11 protein-coding genes are annotated in these 17,530 nt (G+C 72.9%); 4 read left to right on the forward strand and 7 right to left on the reverse strand.

The window, feature by feature from the left end; all coding sequences use genetic code 11:
* Positions 1-107 precede the first annotated feature (107 nt).
* From GGQ69_RS02105 to GGQ69_RS02135, 7 genes are all read right to left on the reverse strand, one after another.
* Complete coding sequence (locus tag GGQ69_RS02105; protein WP_183523996.1) at positions 108-1,925, reverse strand: biotin carboxylase N-terminal domain-containing protein; 1,818 nt, start codon at positions 1,923-1,925, stop codon at positions 108-110.
* A 144-nt stretch (positions 1,926-2,069) separates the two neighbouring features.
* Positions 2,070-2,747 carry a nucleoside triphosphate pyrophosphatase gene (locus tag GGQ69_RS02110; protein ID WP_183523999.1) on the reverse strand — a complete coding sequence of 226 codons (678 nt, stop codon included), beginning with the start codon at positions 2,745-2,747 and terminating at the stop codon, positions 2,070-2,072.
* Positions 2,744-4,459 carry a DUF885 domain-containing protein gene (locus GGQ69_RS02115; RefSeq protein ID WP_370577075.1) on the reverse strand — a complete coding sequence of 572 codons (1,716 nt, stop codon included), beginning with the start codon at positions 4,457-4,459 and terminating at the stop codon, positions 2,744-2,746. The genes GGQ69_RS02110 and GGQ69_RS02115 overlap by 4 nt, the downstream gene beginning before the upstream one ends.
* A gap of 135 nt (positions 4,460-4,594) precedes the next feature.
* The gene (locus GGQ69_RS02120; protein ID WP_183524001.1) at positions 4,595-5,038 is read right to left on the reverse strand and encodes a hypothetical protein; all 444 of its coding nucleotides are present in this window, start codon (positions 5,036-5,038) and stop codon (positions 4,595-4,597) included.
* A 187-nt stretch (positions 5,039-5,225) separates the two neighbouring features.
* Positions 5,226-5,483, reverse strand: coding sequence for an acyl-CoA carboxylase subunit epsilon (locus tag GGQ69_RS02125; protein WP_183524004.1), 258 nt, complete (start codon positions 5,481-5,483; stop codon positions 5,226-5,228).
* A 41-nt stretch (positions 5,484-5,524) separates the two neighbouring features.
* Positions 5,525-7,180, reverse strand: a complete 1,656-nt coding sequence (locus tag GGQ69_RS02130) for an acyl-CoA carboxylase subunit beta (RefSeq protein WP_183524007.1) — start codon at positions 7,178-7,180, stop codon at positions 5,525-5,527.
* A gap of 210 nt (positions 7,181-7,390) precedes the next feature.
* Positions 7,391-8,185, reverse strand: coding sequence for a class I SAM-dependent methyltransferase (locus tag GGQ69_RS02135; RefSeq protein ID WP_183524010.1), 795 nt, complete (start codon positions 8,183-8,185; stop codon positions 7,391-7,393).
* Positions 8,186-8,295: 110 nt separating this feature from the next.
* On the opposite strand from GGQ69_RS02135, the gene GGQ69_RS02140 reads away from it, so the two are divergent.
* The 4 genes from GGQ69_RS02140 (at position 8,296) to GGQ69_RS02155 (ending at position 17,482) form a co-directional block, all read left to right on the forward strand.
* Entirely contained in the window at positions 8,296-9,183 is an 888-nt protein-coding gene (locus GGQ69_RS02140; protein WP_183524013.1) for a biotin--[acetyl-CoA-carboxylase] ligase, read from the forward strand.
* A gap of 67 nt (positions 9,184-9,250) precedes the next feature.
* On the forward strand, positions 9,251-9,847 hold the full coding sequence (locus tag GGQ69_RS02145) for a PH domain-containing protein (protein WP_324590483.1): 597 nt from the start codon (positions 9,251-9,253) through the stop codon (positions 9,845-9,847).
* Positions 9,840-11,120: an adenylate/guanylate cyclase domain-containing protein gene (locus GGQ69_RS02150; RefSeq protein ID WP_183524016.1), complete on the forward strand. Its 1,281-nt coding sequence runs from the start codon at positions 9,840-9,842 to the stop codon at positions 11,118-11,120. The genes GGQ69_RS02145 and GGQ69_RS02150 overlap by 8 nt, the downstream gene beginning before the upstream one ends.
* 140 nt (positions 11,121-11,260) lie before the next feature.
* Positions 11,261-17,482 (forward strand): Ig-like domain-containing protein, encoded by a 6,222-nt coding sequence (locus GGQ69_RS02155; RefSeq protein ID WP_298044732.1) that lies wholly within the window; start codon positions 11,261-11,263, stop codon positions 17,480-17,482.
* Positions 17,483-17,530 lie beyond the last annotated feature (48 nt).

A 17,530-nucleotide genomic window follows, 5' to 3' on the forward strand; every position in this document is an offset into this window, starting at 1 on the left:
CGGTGCGGGTTCTGCGGCCCCACTATCTTATGCGCATGGTCAGCATGCGGACAGTCCGTCCACATCCTGAGACGCTCTGGACGCCGGGGGAGTTCCGGTCCCCGGCCTCAGTCCCCGATGACGGCGATGGCGGCACCGGCCGTCACCGTGGCCCCCGGTGCGGCCGCCAGCTCGGTGATCGTGCCGGACTTGTGGGCGGTGAGCGGTTGTTCCATCTTCATCGCCTCCAGCACCATGATGAGGTCCCCCTCGGCCACGGTGTCCCCGACCCCGGCGGCGACCTTGACGATGGTGCCCTGCATCGGTGAGGTGAGCGTGTCCCCGTCGGCGGCGGCGGCCGTCACGCCGCGGCCGCCGCGGGCCTTCCGGCGCCGGCTGCCGGCCCGGGCATTGCCCGCCGCGGTGGAGATGGCGCCGAAGATGGCCGGCAGCGTGACCTCCACGCGCTTGCCGTTGACCTCGACGGTCACTGAGCGGCGGTCCTCCGTCCCGGGCTGGTCCGGGGCGGCGACGGGTGCCGCGAACGCCTCGATGGTGTTCTCGAACTCGGTCTCGATCCACCGGGTGTGCACGGTGAAGGCGGATCCGTCCCGCGGGGCGAACGCCGGGTCGGCCACCACGGCGCGGTGGAACGGCAGCACGGTGGGCATACCGGCGACCTGCATCTCCGCCAGCGCCCGCCGGGAGCGTTCCAGGGCCTGTTCGCGGGTGGCGCCCGTGACGATGAGCTTGGCGATCATCGAGTCGAAGTTCCCGCTGATGGTCTCGCCCTCCTCGACGCCGGTGTCCACGCGCACACCCGGACCCGAGGGCAGCCGGAACCGGGTCAGGGTGCCGGGGGCCGGCATGAAGTCCCGGCCGGCGTCCTCCCCGTTGATGCGGAACTCGAGGGAGTGGCCCCGGACCTCGGGGTCCCGGTAGCCGAGCTCCTCACCGCGGGCCAGCCGGAACTGCTCGCGGACCAGGTCCAGCCCCGTGACTTCCTCGGAGACCGGGTGCTCCACCTGCAGCCGGGTGTTGACCTCGAGGAAGGAGATGGTGCCGTCCGCGCCGACGAGGAACTCGCACGTCCCGGCGCCCACGTAACCGGCGGCGCGCAGGATGTCCTTGGAGGCGGCGTACAGCCGCTGCTGCTGCTCGGCGGTGAGGAACGGGGCCGGGGCCTCCTCCACGAGCTTCTGGTTGCGGCGCTGCAGGGAGCAGTCGCGGGTGGAGACCACCACCACGGTCCCCGCGTGGTCGGCCAGGCACTGGGTCTCCACGTGGCGGGGCGCGTCGAGGAAGCGCTCCACGAAGCACTCGCCCCGGCCGAAGGCGGCCGTGGCCTCGCGCACCGCCGACTCGAACAGCTCCGGGACCTCCTCGCGGGTCCGGGCCACCTTGATGCCCCGGCCGCCACCGCCGTGGGCCGCCTTGATGGCCAGGGGCAGGCCGTGCGCGTCGGCGAAGGACAGCACCTCGCCGGCGTCGGCCACGGGATCGGCGGTCCCGGGGACCAGGGGGGCGCCGACCTCCTGGGCCAGGTGCCGGGCCGAGACCTTGTCCCCGAGCCGTTCGATGGCGGCCGGCGGGGGGCCGATCCACACCAGCCCGGCGGCCTCGACCGCCCGGGCGAAGTCGGCGTTCTCGGACAGGAACCCGTACCCCGGGTGCACGGCGTCCGCGCCGGCGGTCCTGGCCGCCGCCAGGATCCTCTCCTGCGCCAGGTAGGACTCGGCGGCGGTCGCCCCGCCCAGGGAGATGGCGTCGTCGGCCATCCGCACGTGCAGCGCATCGCGGTCCGGCTCGGCGTAGACGGCCACGGCCGTGAGCCCCTCGTCGTGGGCCGCCCGGATGACCCGGACGGCGATCTCCCCGCGATCGGCCACCAGCACCCGCGAGAAGCGGCGCGGGGCGGTGGGGGCGTTCGGCGTCGTCTGGGGCATCGGGTGGGGACTCCTTCACAAGCGGTTCGCGTCAGGAGCCTGTCGGTCCGTACCGGACACCGGCTGCAGGCTCACCTGCCCGAGCCTAGACCGGGCCGTGGGATTCCTACAGGATCCGGCGCGGTTTCCCCGCGTCGGCTGTCCTCACTTGTAGGAATCCCACAAGTCGGTGATGGACCACCCCAATTGGTGCAGCAGGCCGCGCAACGTCGAGACGGACACCCCGATCACGGCGTTCGGGTCACCGTGCACGGCCGAGACGAACGCGGCGCCCCGACCGTCGATGGTGAAGGCCCCCGCGCACTGCAGGGGCTCCCCGGAACCGACGTACGCGGCGATCTCGGCCTCCGTCACGTCCGCGAAGGTGACCGAGGCGGTCGCCAGCGCGGTCGCGGACGGTGCGCTGCCGGCATCGGGCCCGCGGAGCCCGGCCGTGGCGTGGTGGCTGGTGTCGATGAGCGAGTGCCCGGTGTGCAGCTGTCCGGTGCGCCCGGACTGCAGCCGCCAGCGGTCCCGAGCGACCCCCTGCTCGTAGGGCTTGCCGTAGGCGGTCCCGTCCAGCTCGAACACCGAGTCGCAGCCCAGCACCAGGGCTCCGGCGGCCTCCGGGCGCGTGGCCACGTCCTCCGCCTTGGCGTGGGCCAGCAGCAGGGCGAGTTCGGCCGGTCCGGCCAGCGGGTGGGCCTCGGTGACCGCGTCCTCGTCGACCTCCGAGACCACCACGGTGAACCCGATCCGGGCGGCCTCGAGGATCCGCGCGCGGGCCGGGGAGGCGGAGGCCAGGACGAGCCGGGGTGCGGCTGCGGCGGGCGGGACGGTCATGCCAGTGCCTCGCGCAGGGTGTCCAGGCCCATCGACCCCAGGCGCAGCGCGCGCGTGTGGAAGTCCTTCAGGTCGAAGGTCCCGCCCTCGTGGCCGGCGCGGGCGGCGTGCTCGGCGCGGATCTGCTCCCAGATGCGCTGGCCGATCTTGTAGGCCGGGGCCTGGCCGGGCCAGCCGAGGTAGCGGATGAACTCGAACCGCACCTGGCCCGGGGTGTCGTTGATGTGCTCCTGCAGGAAGGCGTAGCCGGCCTCCGGGGTCCAGGTGCCGCCGCCGTACTCGGCCGGGGCCTCGAAGCCGCAGTGCACGCCGATGTCGAACACCACGCGGGCCGCCCGCATCCGCTGGGCGTCGAGCATCCCGAGGTGGTCTCCCGGGTCCTGGAGGAACCCGAACTCCTCCATCAGCTGCTCCGCGTACAGGGCCCAGCCCTCGCCGTGACCCGAGGTCCACAGCGCGTTGCGCCGCCAGTCGTTGAGCTCCTCCCGGTTCAGCATGGCCGTGGCGACCTGCAGGTGGTGGCCGGGCACGCCCTCGTGGTAGACCGTGGTCTTCTGCTCCCACGTGGTGAAGGAGTCCTCACCGGCGGGCACGGACCACCACATCCGGCCCGGGCGGGAGAAGTCCTCCGAGGGTCCGGTGTAGTACACGCCCCCCTCCTGGGTGGGGGCGATCATGCACTCGATCCGGTCCATGGGCGCGGGGACGTCGAAGTAGGCGCTCATCGCCTCCAGGGCGGCGTCCGAGGTGGCCTGCATCCAGTCCCTGAGCGCGCCGGTGCCCTCCAGGCGCCGGGCCGGGTCGGCGTTGAGCACCTGCCGGGCCTCCTCGATGCCCGCCCCGGGGCGGATGGCCTGGGCGTCGGCCCGCTGGGCGGCCACGATCCGCGCCAGTTCCTCCAGACCCCACTGGTAGGTCTCCTCCAGGTCCACGCTGGCCCCGAGGAACTCCCGGGAGGCCAGGGCGTAGTAGTCCCTCCCCACCGCGTCACGTTCCGGGGCGGCGTCGCGCAGCTCCTCCTTCAGGAACGTGGCCAGGGACCGGTACGCCTCCCCGGCGCGCAGCGCCCGGCCCTCCAGCTCGGTCAGCAGGGAGGAGGGCACGACGCCGGCCGCCCCGGCCCGCTCGACCAGGCCCGGGAAGAAGCCCCCGGGGGAGGAGTGCGCCTCGGCCTGCTCGATGACGATGTCCACCTGGCGGCGGGCGGGGACCTGACCGGCCTCCCGGGAGTGCAGCAGCGAGGCGCGGTAGCCCTCCAGGGCGGCCGGGAGGTTCGCCAGGCGTCCGGCGACGTGCTCCCACTGCCCGGCGGTGTCCGTGGGCATGAGGTCGAAGATCTCGCGGATCCCCTGGGCGGGGGAGGCCAGGTTGTTCAGCTCCGTGCGCTGCGTGGCGGTGATCTCCCGCTGCAGCCCGATCCGCTCGCGCATCGCCGCGGCGGTGACCCGGTCGACCTCGTCGACCGGGTCCAGGGCGTCGAGGTCGGCCAGGACCCGGCGGTCGAGGTCGTCCTGGGCGGCGGTGCCGGCGGGGGAGTAGTCCGCGTACTCGGTCTCGTGACCGGGGTGGCCCAGGGCCGTGGCCTCCTCCGGGTTCAACGCGAGGGTGTCCGCGAAGTAGCGGTCGGCGAGCTCGTCGATGGGGCTGGGCCGGCGGGTCAGGCCGGTGGCGCCCGCGGAGGCGGTGGGCTGGTTCTGGTGCGCTGCGTTCACCCCTCCGAGCGTAGTCGACCAGGTGGCGCAGGCCACAGCGGGTCCACGACCTGGCTACGACGGGGCTACGGCGGGGCCCCGGGCCCCGCCACGCCCCCGCGCGCCGTCGGGTGGGCCAGGCCCGCCCCACGGCGTTCACTCGTCGTCGTGGTCGCCGTCCTCGCTGAACCCGATCACGCCGGCCGCTACGGCCTGGTCGCAGGTCTCGGTGCCGCACGCGGACACGGAGACGCGGACCACCGCGTCACCCTCCTCGAAGGCGAGGTAGTCCCCGGCGGCCAGGAGCACCACGTCGACGGACTCCTCGCCGGCGGCGCACTCCACGGTCGTGGAGTACCCCATGCCGGTCGCCACCTTGTCCCCGCCGGTCCGCTGGGCGGCCTCGACCCAGACGTTGGCGGACCAGCCGGCGTCGCAGTCGAAGTCCACCGAGAGAGAGACCCCGGCGCCGTCACCGAGCAGGGTGCCCTCGTCCGGCAGGGTGGCGCTCGTGGCGGCCTGGGCGGCCGTGGCTCCGACGAAGGCGGTGAGCAGGGTGGCGAATCCGGCCACCGTGAACGTGCGGGACAGGGTTTTCATGATGGATCCTCGGTCGAGAGTGGTGGGACGGAACCGGTGTCTCATGAGGCGTGCGGCGGGGAGGACACGGGGGCTGGATGCCGCGGCGTGTCGCGCGGGGGTGGCCACATCATAGGTCCGGCACCAGCCGGGCAGACAGGGTTGGGCCGCCCCGGACCCGCCGCCCGGGGCGGGGGCCCGGCACCGGTCAGCTCGCCCCGGCGGCGTGCCTCCAGGAGTCGGAACCGGGGCGGGCCCACAGGCCCAGCCGGCGGCGGCGGTCCAGGGTGCGGTCCGTGCCGTCCGGCCCGGTGCCCCCGTTCCCCGCGTCGCCGGCCTGGACTGCCAGGGCCTGCAGGACGGCGGTCAGGGCCGCGGTCTCCTCGGCGTCCAGGGTCCCGCGGATGACCACCGTGGGCTCCTCGCCGGTGTCCGTGTCCGTCCCGTGGTTCGTCAGCGTGCTCATCTCCAGGGTTCTCCTCCCCGTGGTGGTGCCGTGCGTGGTGGTCACAGCGGGATGTTCCCGTGCTTGCGGGCGGGCCGGGCCTCGCGCTTGTGGAACGTGGCGCGCAGGCCGCGTACGAGCTGGACGCGCGTCTCGGCGGGGGTGATGACGTCGTCCACGTATCCCCGCTCGGCCGCCTGGTAGGGGTTGAGCAGTTCGGCCTCGTAGTCCTCGACGAGCTCGGCGCGCTTGGCCTCCACGTCCCCGCCCGCGGTCTCCACCGCCGTCAGCTCGCGCCGGTAGAGGATGTTCACGGCGCCCTGGGCCCCCATCACGCCGATCTGCGCGGTCGGCCAGGCCAGGTTGACGTCCGCGCCGAGCTTCTTCGAGCCCATGACGATGTAGGCCCCGCCGTAGGCCTTGCGCGTGATGACCGTCAGCTTCGGCACGGTGGCCTCGGCATAGGCGTAGATCAGCTTGGCGCCGCGGCGGATGATGCCGGAGAACTCCTGGTCGGTGCCGGGCAGGAAGCCCGGGACGTCCACGAGGGTGATGATCGGGATGTTGAAGGCGTCGCAGAACCGCACGAAGCGGGCCGCCTTCTCCGAGGCGTTGATGTCCAGGGTGCCGGCGAACTGCATCGGCTGGTTCGCCACCACCCCCACCGTCCGGCCCTCGATCCGCCCCAGGCCCGTGATCACGTTGGGGGCGTAGAGCTCATGGACCTGGAGGAAGTGGCCCTCGTCCAGCAGGTGCTCGATCACGGTGAGCATGTCATAGGGCTGGTTCGCCGAGTCCGGGACCAGCGTGTCCAGCTCAAGGTCCTCGTCGGTGACCTCGAGCTCCTCCACGAACGCCTCCACGGGAGCCTCGGCCAGGTTGTTGGCCGGCAGGAACTCGAGCAGTTCCCGGACGTACTCCAGGGCGTCCTCCTCGGTGGGGGCCAGGTAGGCGGCCGTGCCGGTGGCCGTGTTGTGCTGCCGGGCGCCCCCGAGGGTCTCCATGTCCACGTCCTCACCGGTGACGGTCCTGATGACGTCCGGCCCGGTGATGAACATGTGCGAGGTCTGGTCGACCATGATGATGAAGTCGGTCAGTGCGGGGGAGTAGGCGGCGCCGCCGGCGGAGGGCCCCATGATCACGGAGATCTGGGGGATGACCCCGGAGGACATGACGTTGTTGCGGAAGATGTCCGCGAACATCGCCAGCGAGGCCACGCCCTCCTGGATGCGGGCGCCGCCGCCGTCGTTGATGCCGATCACCGGGCAGCCGTTGCGCGCGGCGAACTCCTGGACCTTGACGATCTTCTCGCCGTTGACCTGGCTGAGGGAACCGCCGTAGACCGTGAAGTCCTGGGAGTACACGGCCACCAGCCGGCCGTCCACGGTGCCGTACCCGGAGACCAGGCCGTCACCGACCGGCCTCTTGCGCTCCATCCCGAACGCCGTGGTGCGATGCACCGCCAGGGCGTCGAACTCCACGAAGGACCCGGGGTCCAGCAGCAGGTCCACGCGCTCGCGGGCCGTGTGCTTGCCGCGCGCGTGCTGCCTCTCGACGGCGGCCCGGCCGGCGGGCAGGGCCGCCTCGGCCCGGCGCCGGGCCAGGTCCTGCAGCTTGCCCGCCGTGGTCGTCAGGTCCGGTGCGGCCTCGTCCGGGCTCGTCCCGGTGCCGGCCTGGGCAGGAAGGGTCACGGGTCCTCCGTCGCTTGGATCATTCATACAAGTCCAGCCGGGCGGTCCGAACCCCTCGAGGCGCGGACGACCGCTGTCATCGCCCCAGTCTAGGCAGGAGCGGCCGGGAGCCCGTTGTAGGAACCGCACAACGTACGCCCGACGCGCCCCGTCGGAGCCGTTGCGCCCCGTCGCAACCGATGCGCACCGCGGGACCCGCCACGCCGCGGGGCCGGGGCAGGATCCGGTGGCGTGCGTTCACCGGAACATGCCGCGGACGGCCCAGGAGCGCGCCAGCAGGGAGATCCTGCCGTGCGTGCCCCCGGGCAGGGCCTGCTTGAGCCTCCGGCACAGCGCATCCCGGTGGTCCTCGTCGAGGGTGGCCACGTAGGCCGGGGCAGGTCCGTCCCCGGTGAGCAGGGGCTGCCAGTAGTCCTCGAACCCCGCGAAGACGGTGCGCAGCCACACCGGCTCCACGCGCACCCGCCGCAGCCCGGCCCCACGGAACAGCCTCTCCAGTGCCTCGGGCCTGCACAGGGGGAAGCGCCGGGCCTCGTCGAGCTCACGGGCACGGTGGTCCACCGCCGCGGCCGTGCGCCAGAACCGGTCCAGCATCTGCATCCGCTCCCCGTAGTCCCAGACGCAGGCCGAGACCTGGGCGTGCGGGCCCGACAGGAGGGCCGCCATCTGCCGCACGGCCTGCCCGGGGTCAGGCATGAAGTTCAGGGCCAGCAACGAGCTGATGCCGTCATAACCGCCCTCACGTGCCGGCAGCCCGGGCGCCTGGGCGACCACGAAGCGCGCCCGCGGGTCCGGCACGTGCTCGCGGGCGTACTCGATGAACGGTTCCGAGGGGTCACAGCCCAGCACGGATGCCGGATCGGCCTTCGCGCAGAGGGCGGCGGTGAGCGCGCCGGTGCCACAACCGACGTCCAGCCAGTGCCCTCCCGCCGGGGCCTGGAGCCACTGGAGGAACCGCGGTGCCAGCAGGCGGCTCCACCGCCCCATGAACCGTTCGTAGGCGGTGGGCCTGGCCCACTGGTCACCCGTCATGCCCGACCCCGTTCACCAGTCACCGAACCGGAGGACACGAGGGTACCGCCGTGCCGGGCGGTGGTGTAGGTCCGCCGGCCGGACGGGCGGAACGGGGTATACCTGTGGTCATGTACAGTGACACGCCCCCCGCCGCAGCCCGTCCCCCCGTCCCGGAGGTCACCTGGCTCGACCACACCGGTTCCACGCAGCAGCTCGTGCTCGAGGCCGCCGCGGATGCGCCGCGGGACTGGCCGCACCTGCGTGCCGTGGCCACCCTGGACCAGCGCACCGGACGGGGACGGCAGGGGCGTGACTGGACCACGCCGGCCGGCACCGCCCTGTCCGTGTCCGTCGTGCTGCGGCTCCGGGTGCCCTTCCAGCACTGGAGCTGGGCCACCCTGATCGCGGCCGCCGTGACCGCCGGGGAACTCGACCGGCGGGGGATCGCCGCCACGGTGAAATGGCCCAATGACGTCCTGGCCCCGGACGGCCGCAAGCTCTGCGGCATCCTCGCCGGGGTGCTGCCGGACCAGTCCGGGATCGTCCTGGGGCTGGGGCTCAACCTGGACTTCGGCCCCGAGGGGGCCCCGGTCCCCACCGCGACGTCGATGGCGGAGTGGCTGCCCGACGGAGCCGGGGACCGGGGGCCGGCGGACGGGACCTCCGCCCTCGCCGTGGACGTCCTCGACGCCCTCCTGCGCTCCCTGGGCGAGGCCCTGGCGGCCTTCGAGGCCGCCATCGGCGGTCCCGGTGCCGACCCCGGCGCCGACGTCGACGGGACGCACCCGGCGGTGGGCGCCGTCGTCGAGCGACTGGGCACCCTGGGGGCGGAGGTCCGGGCCGAGCTGCCGGGCGGGACCACGCTGGCCGGCACCGCCCGGGGGCTGGGGCCGGGCGGGACCCTGCTGATCGAGCCCGCCGACCGTGGGAGGATAGAGGCAGCGGTCGCCGGTGCCTCCCGGCGGGGTGAGTTGCTGGAGGTCTCCGCCGCCGACGTCGTGCACCTGCGCCGCTGACCCAGGGGACCGTGACACCCGGGGGACCGTGACACAGGACCGTCACACAGGGAAGGACGCTACGGACGTGGGATTGCGGTTGTCACCAGAGGAACAGGTGCGCGTGCGCACCCGGGCCCATCCGCGCGCCCTGACCATGCCCGTCCTGCGGCTGATGCTCATCGCCCTGGCCACCGGGTACCTCCAGGGCGTCCTGGCCCGCGGTGACCTCCCCGAGGCCCTCGTCCAGGCGCGTCCATGGCTGACCGGCGCCGTCTGGGTGCTCGCCGCCCTGGCCCTGCTGTTCGGTTGCCTGCGCCCGGCCTGGCGGTGGCTCACGCGCACGACCGTCCTCACCAGTCTCCGGATCGTCCAGCGCGCCGGCCCGGGCCGGTCCCGGGAGCGCGCCCTGCACCTGCTGGCCGTGTACGACGTGCGGCTGCGCCAGCGCCGGGGCCAGCGGATGGCCGGTGCCGGAGACCTCGTCATCGAGCACGGAGCCGGTTCCCAATGGGTGCTGGCCGGGATGCCGGAGGCGGTGCGGTTCCGCGAGCTGATCCTGCGCGAGGTGGCCTCCCTGCGCCGGCAGGTGGCGGAGCAGGCCGCTCCGCCGTACTCCTCGTACACGGTCTCGCCGGCCCCGGCATCGCCCGGTTCCGCCGGGGGCGGTGGTCACCATGGCTGAGGACCCGTCCCGCGCCGACGGGCCGGCGGGGCCCGCCGGCCACGCCGATGAGCCCTTCCCCGTCACCTCCCCGCTGCCGGTGATCCCGGCGGGCGGCGAGCCGACGGCACCGCGGTCACCCGGGGAGCCGGGCGCGGCCGGGGTGGCCGCCGGGCCGTCCTCGGAACCGGAACCGGCCGAGTCGCCGCCGGACACCACCGCCACCTCGTCGCTGGCCATCCAGGAGGACCCGGCCACCTGGACCCAGGCGATCTCCGCCCTGGAGACGGACCTGCTCGGCGGCCCGCGCACGCTGACCCGCCGCGAGATGGCCGGCGAGCTCGGCGTCTCACTGATCTCCGCCCGCAAGCTCTGGCGCGCCCTGGGGTTCCCGAACGTCCAGGACGGGGACCGGGCCTTCACGCCGAAGGACACGGCCGCGATCGGCACCATGATCGACCTGGTGCGCCGCGGCGTGCTCAACGAGGAGACCGCCATCTCGCTGACCCGCTCGATCGGCCAGATGACGGACCGGATGGTCGTCTGGCAGATCGAGGCGCTCGTGGAGAACAAGATCAGCGAGGAGGGCATGACGGACCCGGAGGCACGCCGTGCCGTGGTCGGCATGCTCCCCGAGATCATCGAGCCGCTCGAACAGGTGATGGAGTACTCCTACCGTCGCCAGCTCAACTCGGCCCTGCAGCGACTGACCGTCCGGGCCGAGGCAGGACTGGCCGCCAGCGCCATCGGCCGGGACGGGTCCGAGGACGACGCCCCGCTGCCGCTGGCCCGCGCCGTGGGCTTCGCGGACATGGTCTCCTACACCTCGCTCTCCCGGCGGATGAACGAGCGCACCCTGGCCCAGATGGTCCAGCGCTTCGAGAACAAGTGCGCCGAGATCATCTCGATCGGCGGCGGCCGGCTCGTCAAGACCGTCGGGGACGAGGTGCTGTTCAACGCCGAGACCCCGGAGGCCGGGGCGCAGATCTCGCTGGCGCTGGCCAAGGCGATGAGCGAGGACCCGGTGCTGCCCTCCGCCCGGGTGTCCCTCGTCTGGGGGCGCGTGCTGTCCCGCCTCGGGGACATCTACGGACCCACCGTGAACCTGGCCTCCCGGCTGACCGCGCTCGCCGACCCGGGCAGCGTGCTGGTCGACGCGATGACCGCCCTGGCCCTGGAGGGGGACGAGCGCTTCGTGCTGATCCCGCAGCCGCCGCAGATGGTGCGCGGTTTCGGTGAGATCCGTCCGTCCATCCTCATGTCCGGTACCGGCGAGGGACTCGTCGTCGACTGAACCCCCGCCACACCACGCCCGATGGGGAGAACTCCCCATGTCGGGTGCGGTTGTGGCCGTGTTCCACGGGATAGACTCACCGGGGCGGCCCGTGGGTCCACGGACCCCGCGCGCTGGAATGGTCACTATGGGGGGTCATCGTGAATGCAGGTTTCGGTGCCGGACGCCAGGGTGCCCTGAAGGCCACGGCGTTCGTCGGGGTGTCCGCGCTCGCCGTCACCGGCGCCATCCTCTACCCGGGCTTCCAGACCGCGGACGTGGACCTCAACGACGGCGGCGTGTGGGTGGTGAACCGCGAGGAGAGCAAGGTCGCCCACCTCAACTACCAGTCGCAGACCCTCGACGGCGGCGTCACCACCACCATGACCGAGTACGACCTGGCCCAGCACGCGGACCAGGTCTACCTGCGCGACCGCGAGATCGGCGCACTGGTCACCGTGGACCCTGCCGCCTTCGAGCTGACGGACGAGAACATGCTGCCGGCCAACGCGGGCTTCTCCTACGGCCAGGACGTCGTGGCCGTCGTCGATGCCGAGCGCGGGCGCGTGTACGCCGCCGCCGGTGCCGAGATGGGGGCGATGTCCTCGGAGGGCGCCGAACCGCTCTACGAGGCGGAGGGCCGCGTGGCCGCGGCCGTGGGCCGGGACGACACCGTGTGGATCGCGGACCTGGACGCCGAGCTCATCACGGGCTTCCGCCCCCTGACCGAGTCCGAGCGCCGGGAGGCCGCCGCGACCGAACGGGTCGGCACGGGGGAGGACGGCGGGCAGGGGGAGGACGGCGCCGGTGACGGGGGCGCCTCGGCCGGACAACCGGCCGGATTCCGCGAGATCGTCTCCACCGAGGTGGACGGGCTCAAGGGACTGGCGTCCCCGCAGGTCTCCGCCGTCGGGGACACCGGCGTGGTGTTCGACGCGGACTCCGGCACGCTGGTGACCTCCGAGGGGCGGTCCTCCACCGTCGTCGACCCGGCCGGGGGACGGCTCCAGGCGCCCGGACCGGAGGCGGACGGCGCCGTCGTCGCGCTCGCCAACAAGACGGCCACCGTCCCCCTGGACGGGGGAGAGGCCACGTACTCGGCCGCGGAGGCCACGGGCACCCCGGTCCAGCCGGTCCGCGTGGGCACGTGCACGCACTCCGCCTGGCAGGGGTCCGGCCTGTACCAGCGGGACTGTGACGACGACGCCCAGGACGTCACCGAGCGCATCCCCGAGATCCCCGCCGCCGCGCAGCTGGTCTTCCGCGTCAACCGGGACGTGGTGGTGCTCAACGACATCTCGCAGGGCAACACCTGGCTGGTCCAGGACGCCATGAAGATCGTCAACAACTGGGCCGACCTGGAACCGCCGAAGGGCGAGGGCGAGCAGGAGGAGGAGGAGTCGGACGAGATCACCGACTCCATCGAGCTGCCGGACCGCCAGGAGGAGAACCAGAGACCGGTGGCCCGGGACGACTCCTTCGGGGTCCGGGCCGGCCGGACGACGGCACTGCCCGTGCTGTTCAACGACGTGGACCCGGACGGGGACCTGCTGACCGCCGCGCTGAAGGGCGACCAGCCGCAGGTCGGCACCCTGCAGCCCATCCATGACAGCACCGGCTTCCAGCTCGTCGTCCCCCCCGATGCCACCGGCAACGCCTCCTTCACCTACGAGGCCGACGACGGCCGGGGTGGCACGGACACCGCCCGGGCCACCGTCCGGGTGGTGCCCGAGGCCCAGAACGGCGCCCCCGAGCAGGAACGCGTGACCACGCTGCGGGTCCAGGCCGGCACCGAGGTCTCCCAGAACATCCTCACCGACTGGCAGGATCCGGACGGGGACGACCTGCAGCTGATGGGGGCCGTCTCCGAGGACGGGGACGTGGTCCGGGTCCGGCCGGACGGGGTGCTGACCTTCGAGGACGTGGGCAAGTCCACCGGCACCAAGGAGCTGGAGATCACCGTCTCCGACCGCCGCGAGTCCGCCACGGGCCGCGTGGTGATCGAGGTGCTGCCCGAGGGGTCCGCACCGCCCATCACCGCCACCGACCACGTCACCGTGAACCTGGGGGAGGAGGCCACCTTCTCGCCCCTGGCGAACGACTTCGACCCCACCGGCTCCGAACTGCGCCTGGCCCACGTGGACCCGGTCCCCGGCGCCGAGGTCCAGATGAACCCGGACACGGGCACGGTCTCGTTCCGCTCCGGCCAGGAGCGGACCTTCTACCTGAAGTACGTCGCCACCAACGGCCCGGCCTCCGCCCCGGGACTGATCCGGGTGGACGTCAAGGACCCGGAGAAGAACCCCGGTGCGCCGATCGCCGTGCGGGACGTGGCCCTGGTGCCGGCCAACGGGGACGTGCTGGTCAACATCCTGGGCAATGACACCGACCCCGAGGGCGGGGTGCTGGTGGTCCAGCAGGTCGACGTGCCCCAGGACGCGCCGATCGGGGTCTCGATCGAGCGCAACGCCGTGCTGCGCGTGACCGACCAGCGGGGCCTGGCCGAGCCGCTGACCTTCTCCTACACCGTGACCAACGGGACCGCCGCCTCCACGGGCGAGGTCACCGTCATCCCCATCCCGGCCCCGGAGTCGATGGAACCACCGCGGCCGAACCCTGACACCGCCGTCGTGCGGGCCGGTGACGTGGTCACCGTGCCCGTCCTGGACAACGACGTGCACCCCAACGGGGCCGAGCTCACGCTGGAGCCGGTCCTGGCCGAGGGCGTGGACGAGGCGGACGGGCTGATCTCGGTGGCGGACAACATGGTCCGTTTCCGAGCCGGCCAGGAACCCGGGACCGTCTCCGCCGTGTACACGGTCTCCGGTCCGGACGGCCAGGAGGCCTCCGCCCGGGTCACCTTCCACGTCACCGCCGTGGACCTGGAGGGCAACTCCCCGCCCACGCCCGAACGCGTGGAGGGACGCGTCTTCGCCGGGAACACCGTGGCCATCCCGATCCCGCTCGACGGGATCGATCCGGACGGTGACTCGGTGTCCCTGGTGCAGCTCCAGACCCCGCCCTCGCTGGGCACCGCGAAGGTGACCGCGAACTCGATCGAGTACACCGCCGCCGAGGGCACCGCCGGCACGGACGCCTTCACCTACGTCGTGGAGGACCGGCTCGGGGCCCGGGCCACGGGCACGATCATGATCGGGATCGCCCCCGTGGCCAAGGAGAACACCCCACCGGTGGCGGTCAACGACTCGATCCGCGTCCAGCCCGGCCGGCCGGTGGCCGTGGACGTGCTGGCCAATGACACGGACGCCGACGGCGACGAGCTGCGCTTCCTCGAGACGCTCGAGGCCACCGAGGGCTCGGACGCCGCCCTGGTGGACGGCCGCATCCTGCTGACGTCCCCGGTCGAGGCCGGTTTCGTCACCGTGCGGTACGGCATCACGGACGGCCGCGGCGGCACGGACACCGGCACGCTCACCGTCGAGGCGGACCCGGAGGCCCCGCTGCGGGCGCCGATCGCCCGGGACGACCGCGTCTCCTTCCAGGAGACCGTGGACCAGGACGAGGTCACCGTGGACATCCTGGGCAACGACGAGGACCCGGACGGCACAGCGGACGACCTCGCGGTCGCCCTGCCGGACGATCCGCAGGGCGTGGGACTGACCGAGGACGACCAGCTGGTGGTCCCCGTGGAGGCCAACCCGCAGATCATCACCTACCGGCTCACCGACGCCGACGCCCTCTCCTCCTACGCCTTCGTGATCGTGCCGGGCTCGGGCGAGGCCCGCCCCGCGCTGCGCTCGGACGCCCCGCTGGAGGTGACGGCCGGGGAGGACCTGAGCCTCGACGTCGGCGAGCTCGTGGTGGTGCGCGACGGACGTGCCCCGCGTCTTACCGAGGAGGCGAAGGTGACCTCCTCGCCGCAGTCGGAGGCCGACCTGGTCCGTTCCGCCACCGAACTGGTCTTCCGCGCGCCACGGGACTACGCCGGCGTCGCCTCCGTCAGCTTCGAGGTCACGGACGGTTCGGGACCTGACGACCCGGACGGGCTGAAGTCCGTGCTGACCCAGCCGATCCGGGTGATCCCGCCGCCGGAGGAGGAGTTCAACACCCCGCCCACCCTGCAGTCCAACTCACTGGAGGTGGCCGCCGGCGCCGAACCCGCCCGGCTGGACCTGTCCCAGGCCGCCGCCGACCCGGACCCGCAGGACGCCGGGAACCTGGAGTTCGCGCTCGGTGCCGTGGACATCGAGGGCGTGGACGTGAGCCTGGAGGGCTCGGTGCTCTCGGTCCGGGCGGACAACCGCACCCCGAAGGGGACCCGGGGCACCGCCCAGGTGTCTGTCACGGACGGCAGGTCCGAGCCCGTGGCCGCCCGGGTCACGATCAGCGTCAACGCCTCCGACCGCGAGCTCGCCGTGGCCAACCCGGACACCGTCGCGGACGCCCATCAGGGCCGTGCCGAGACCGTGGCGGTGCTGGCCAACGACGTCAATCCCTTCGAGGGGGAGGGGCCGCTGTCCCTGCGCGCGGCCACCACCCAGGAGGGGCAGGGACAGGTCGAGGTCGCCGGGTCGGACGTGGTCGTCACCCCGGCGCAGGACTTCGTCGGCCAGATGCGCGTCCAGTACACGGTCGGGGACCTGACGGAGGACCCCGACCGCGAGGTCCAGGGCACCATCACCCTCAACGTCAAGGGCGCGCCGGAGGCACCGGGGGTGCCCCGAGTGGATTCCGTGGGGGACGGAGAGGTCGTGCTGACCTGGGACGCCCCCGCCAACAACGGTTCCGCCATCACCGGGTACACGGTCTCCGCGTCCGGGGTGGACCAGCAGTGCCCGGCCACCACGTGCACCCTCACCGGGCTGACCAACGACCAGGAGTACACGTTCACCGTGACCGCCACGAACGACGTCGGCGAGTCCGATCCGTCCGTGGCCTCGGCGCCGGCCCGGCCGGACGTCGAGCCGGAACAGCCGGCACCGCCCACGGGCACCGACGGCGACCGCACCGTGGACCTGTCCTGGACCGCACCGGTGAACCGCGGCTCACCCATCACCTCGTACACGGTGGAGATCTCCCCGGCCCCGGCCGGCGGCGTCAGCCAGCGGTCCGTCTCCGGCACCTCCACGACGTGGGACGGGCTGACCAACGGCACCGCGTACCAGTTCCGGATCCAGGCGGTGAACGACGCCGACCGGCCCTCCGAGTTCTCCGGCTGGTCCTCGTCCGTCACGCCGGCCGGGGCACCGATGCAGCCCCTGGCGCCCTCGGCCGCGCGCGCCCAGTCGGCCGTGAACGGGGGAGTCATCGACGTCTCCTGGGGAGCCCCGGATGCCAACGGCGCCACGATCACGTCCTATGACCTGCACGTCTACGAGGGCGGGGCCAGGGTGCGGACCATCGCGGGCATCTCCGGGACCTCCCAGCAGGTGACCGGCCTGAAGACCACGTCCTCGTACTCGTTCGCGGTGGTCGCGCAGAACCGGGTCGGTGACTCCGAGCCCTCGGCCCGGTCCACGGCGGTCACCCCCTATGGACGGCCGAAGGCCCCCTCCACCCCGAGGATCGCCGCCACCGGGAAGGACCACCAGATCACGGTGGACTTCACCCCGGGCTCGACCAACGGCTCACCGGTCACCGGGTACCAGTACCAGGTGAACGGCGGCGGCTGGCAGGGGATCGCAGGGCCCGGGAGCACCATCAACGTCGGTTCCAACGGCACCAACGTGACGGTCTCCGTGCGGGCGCTCAACGCCGCCGGCGCCGGAGACCCCTCGGGCGCCTCCAACCAGACCAGCGCGTACGGCCCCATCCGGGACGCCGCGAACGTGAGGTCCTCCGGCGGTGAGAAGAAGGTGGTCCACTCCTGGAACCCGAACGTCCGCGACTACGAGAACGGCCGGGGCCTGACCATGACGGTCACGGTGGACGGCCGGCAGGTCGACGCGACGGCCGGGTCCCACACGGCCAGGGTCGGGTACAGCACCACCTCGACGGTGGTGGTGCGGGTCCAGACCACGCTGGAGACCTCGGCCCAGCAGTCCAGGCAGTGGTCCGGCAAGGCCACCTCGGACAAGGCACCGCCGCCCCCGCCACCACCGGCCAAGCCGAGCGGGGTCACCCAGCGCGGGGCACCCGTCAGTGAGAGCGGCTGCAACATCAACTGCCACAAGCTGCGGGTCTCCGTTCAGGACTTCCCCCCGGGCACCCACACCGCCAAGTGCTGGGCCTCCGGGGGAGAGGCCGGGTCCGGACGCACGATCGGTTCGGGCAACTCCTACGCGATCTCGGTGGGGGCCGACGGGCGCGGGGCCGGGGACCTGAACTGCTGGGCCGGCAACGCGTACTTCGACCAGGTCTGGGCCGTGTTCGACGGCAACGGGGTCAAGACCACGCCCATCAGGCCGTGGCCGGGATACTGAGACCCGGCCCTGCGCCAGCACACTGACCACCAGCACCAGCACCAGCAC

Origin of the sequence: Micrococcus sp. TA1 (assembly GCF_014199555.1) — a bacterium.
Classification (GTDB): Bacteria; Actinomycetota; Actinomycetes; order Actinomycetales; family Micrococcaceae; genus Citricoccus.

What these genes read in the sequence shown, in the direction of transcription:
- GGQ69_RS02125 (WP_183524004.1), bottom strand. Translation starts at nt 5,483, where the DNA reads ATGAGCACGCTGACGAACCACGGGACGGACACGGACACCGGCGAGGAG.
- GGQ69_RS02135 (WP_183524010.1), bottom strand. Translation starts at nt 8,185, where the DNA reads ATGACGGGTGACCAGTGGGCCAGGCCCACCGCCTACGAACGGTTCATG.
- GGQ69_RS02105 (WP_183523996.1), bottom strand. Translation starts at nt 1,925, where the DNA reads ATGCCCCAGACGACGCCGAACGCCCCCACCGCCCCGCGCCGCTTCTCG.
- GGQ69_RS02120 (WP_183524001.1), bottom strand. Translation starts at nt 5,038, where the DNA reads ATGAAAACCCTGTCCCGCACGTTCACGGTGGCCGGATTCGCCACCCTG.
- GGQ69_RS02150 (WP_183524016.1), top strand. Translation starts at nt 9,840, where the DNA reads ATGGCTGAGGACCCGTCCCGCGCCGACGGGCCGGCGGGGCCCGCCGGC.
- GGQ69_RS02110 (WP_183523999.1), bottom strand. Translation starts at nt 2,747, where the DNA reads ATGACCGTCCCGCCCGCCGCAGCCGCACCCCGGCTCGTCCTGGCCTCC.
- GGQ69_RS02130 (WP_183524007.1), bottom strand. Translation starts at nt 7,180, where the DNA reads ATGAATGATCCAAGCGACGGAGGACCCGTGACCCTTCCTGCCCAGGCC.
- GGQ69_RS02140 (WP_183524013.1), top strand. Translation starts at nt 8,296, where the DNA reads ATGTACAGTGACACGCCCCCCGCCGCAGCCCGTCCCCCCGTCCCGGAG.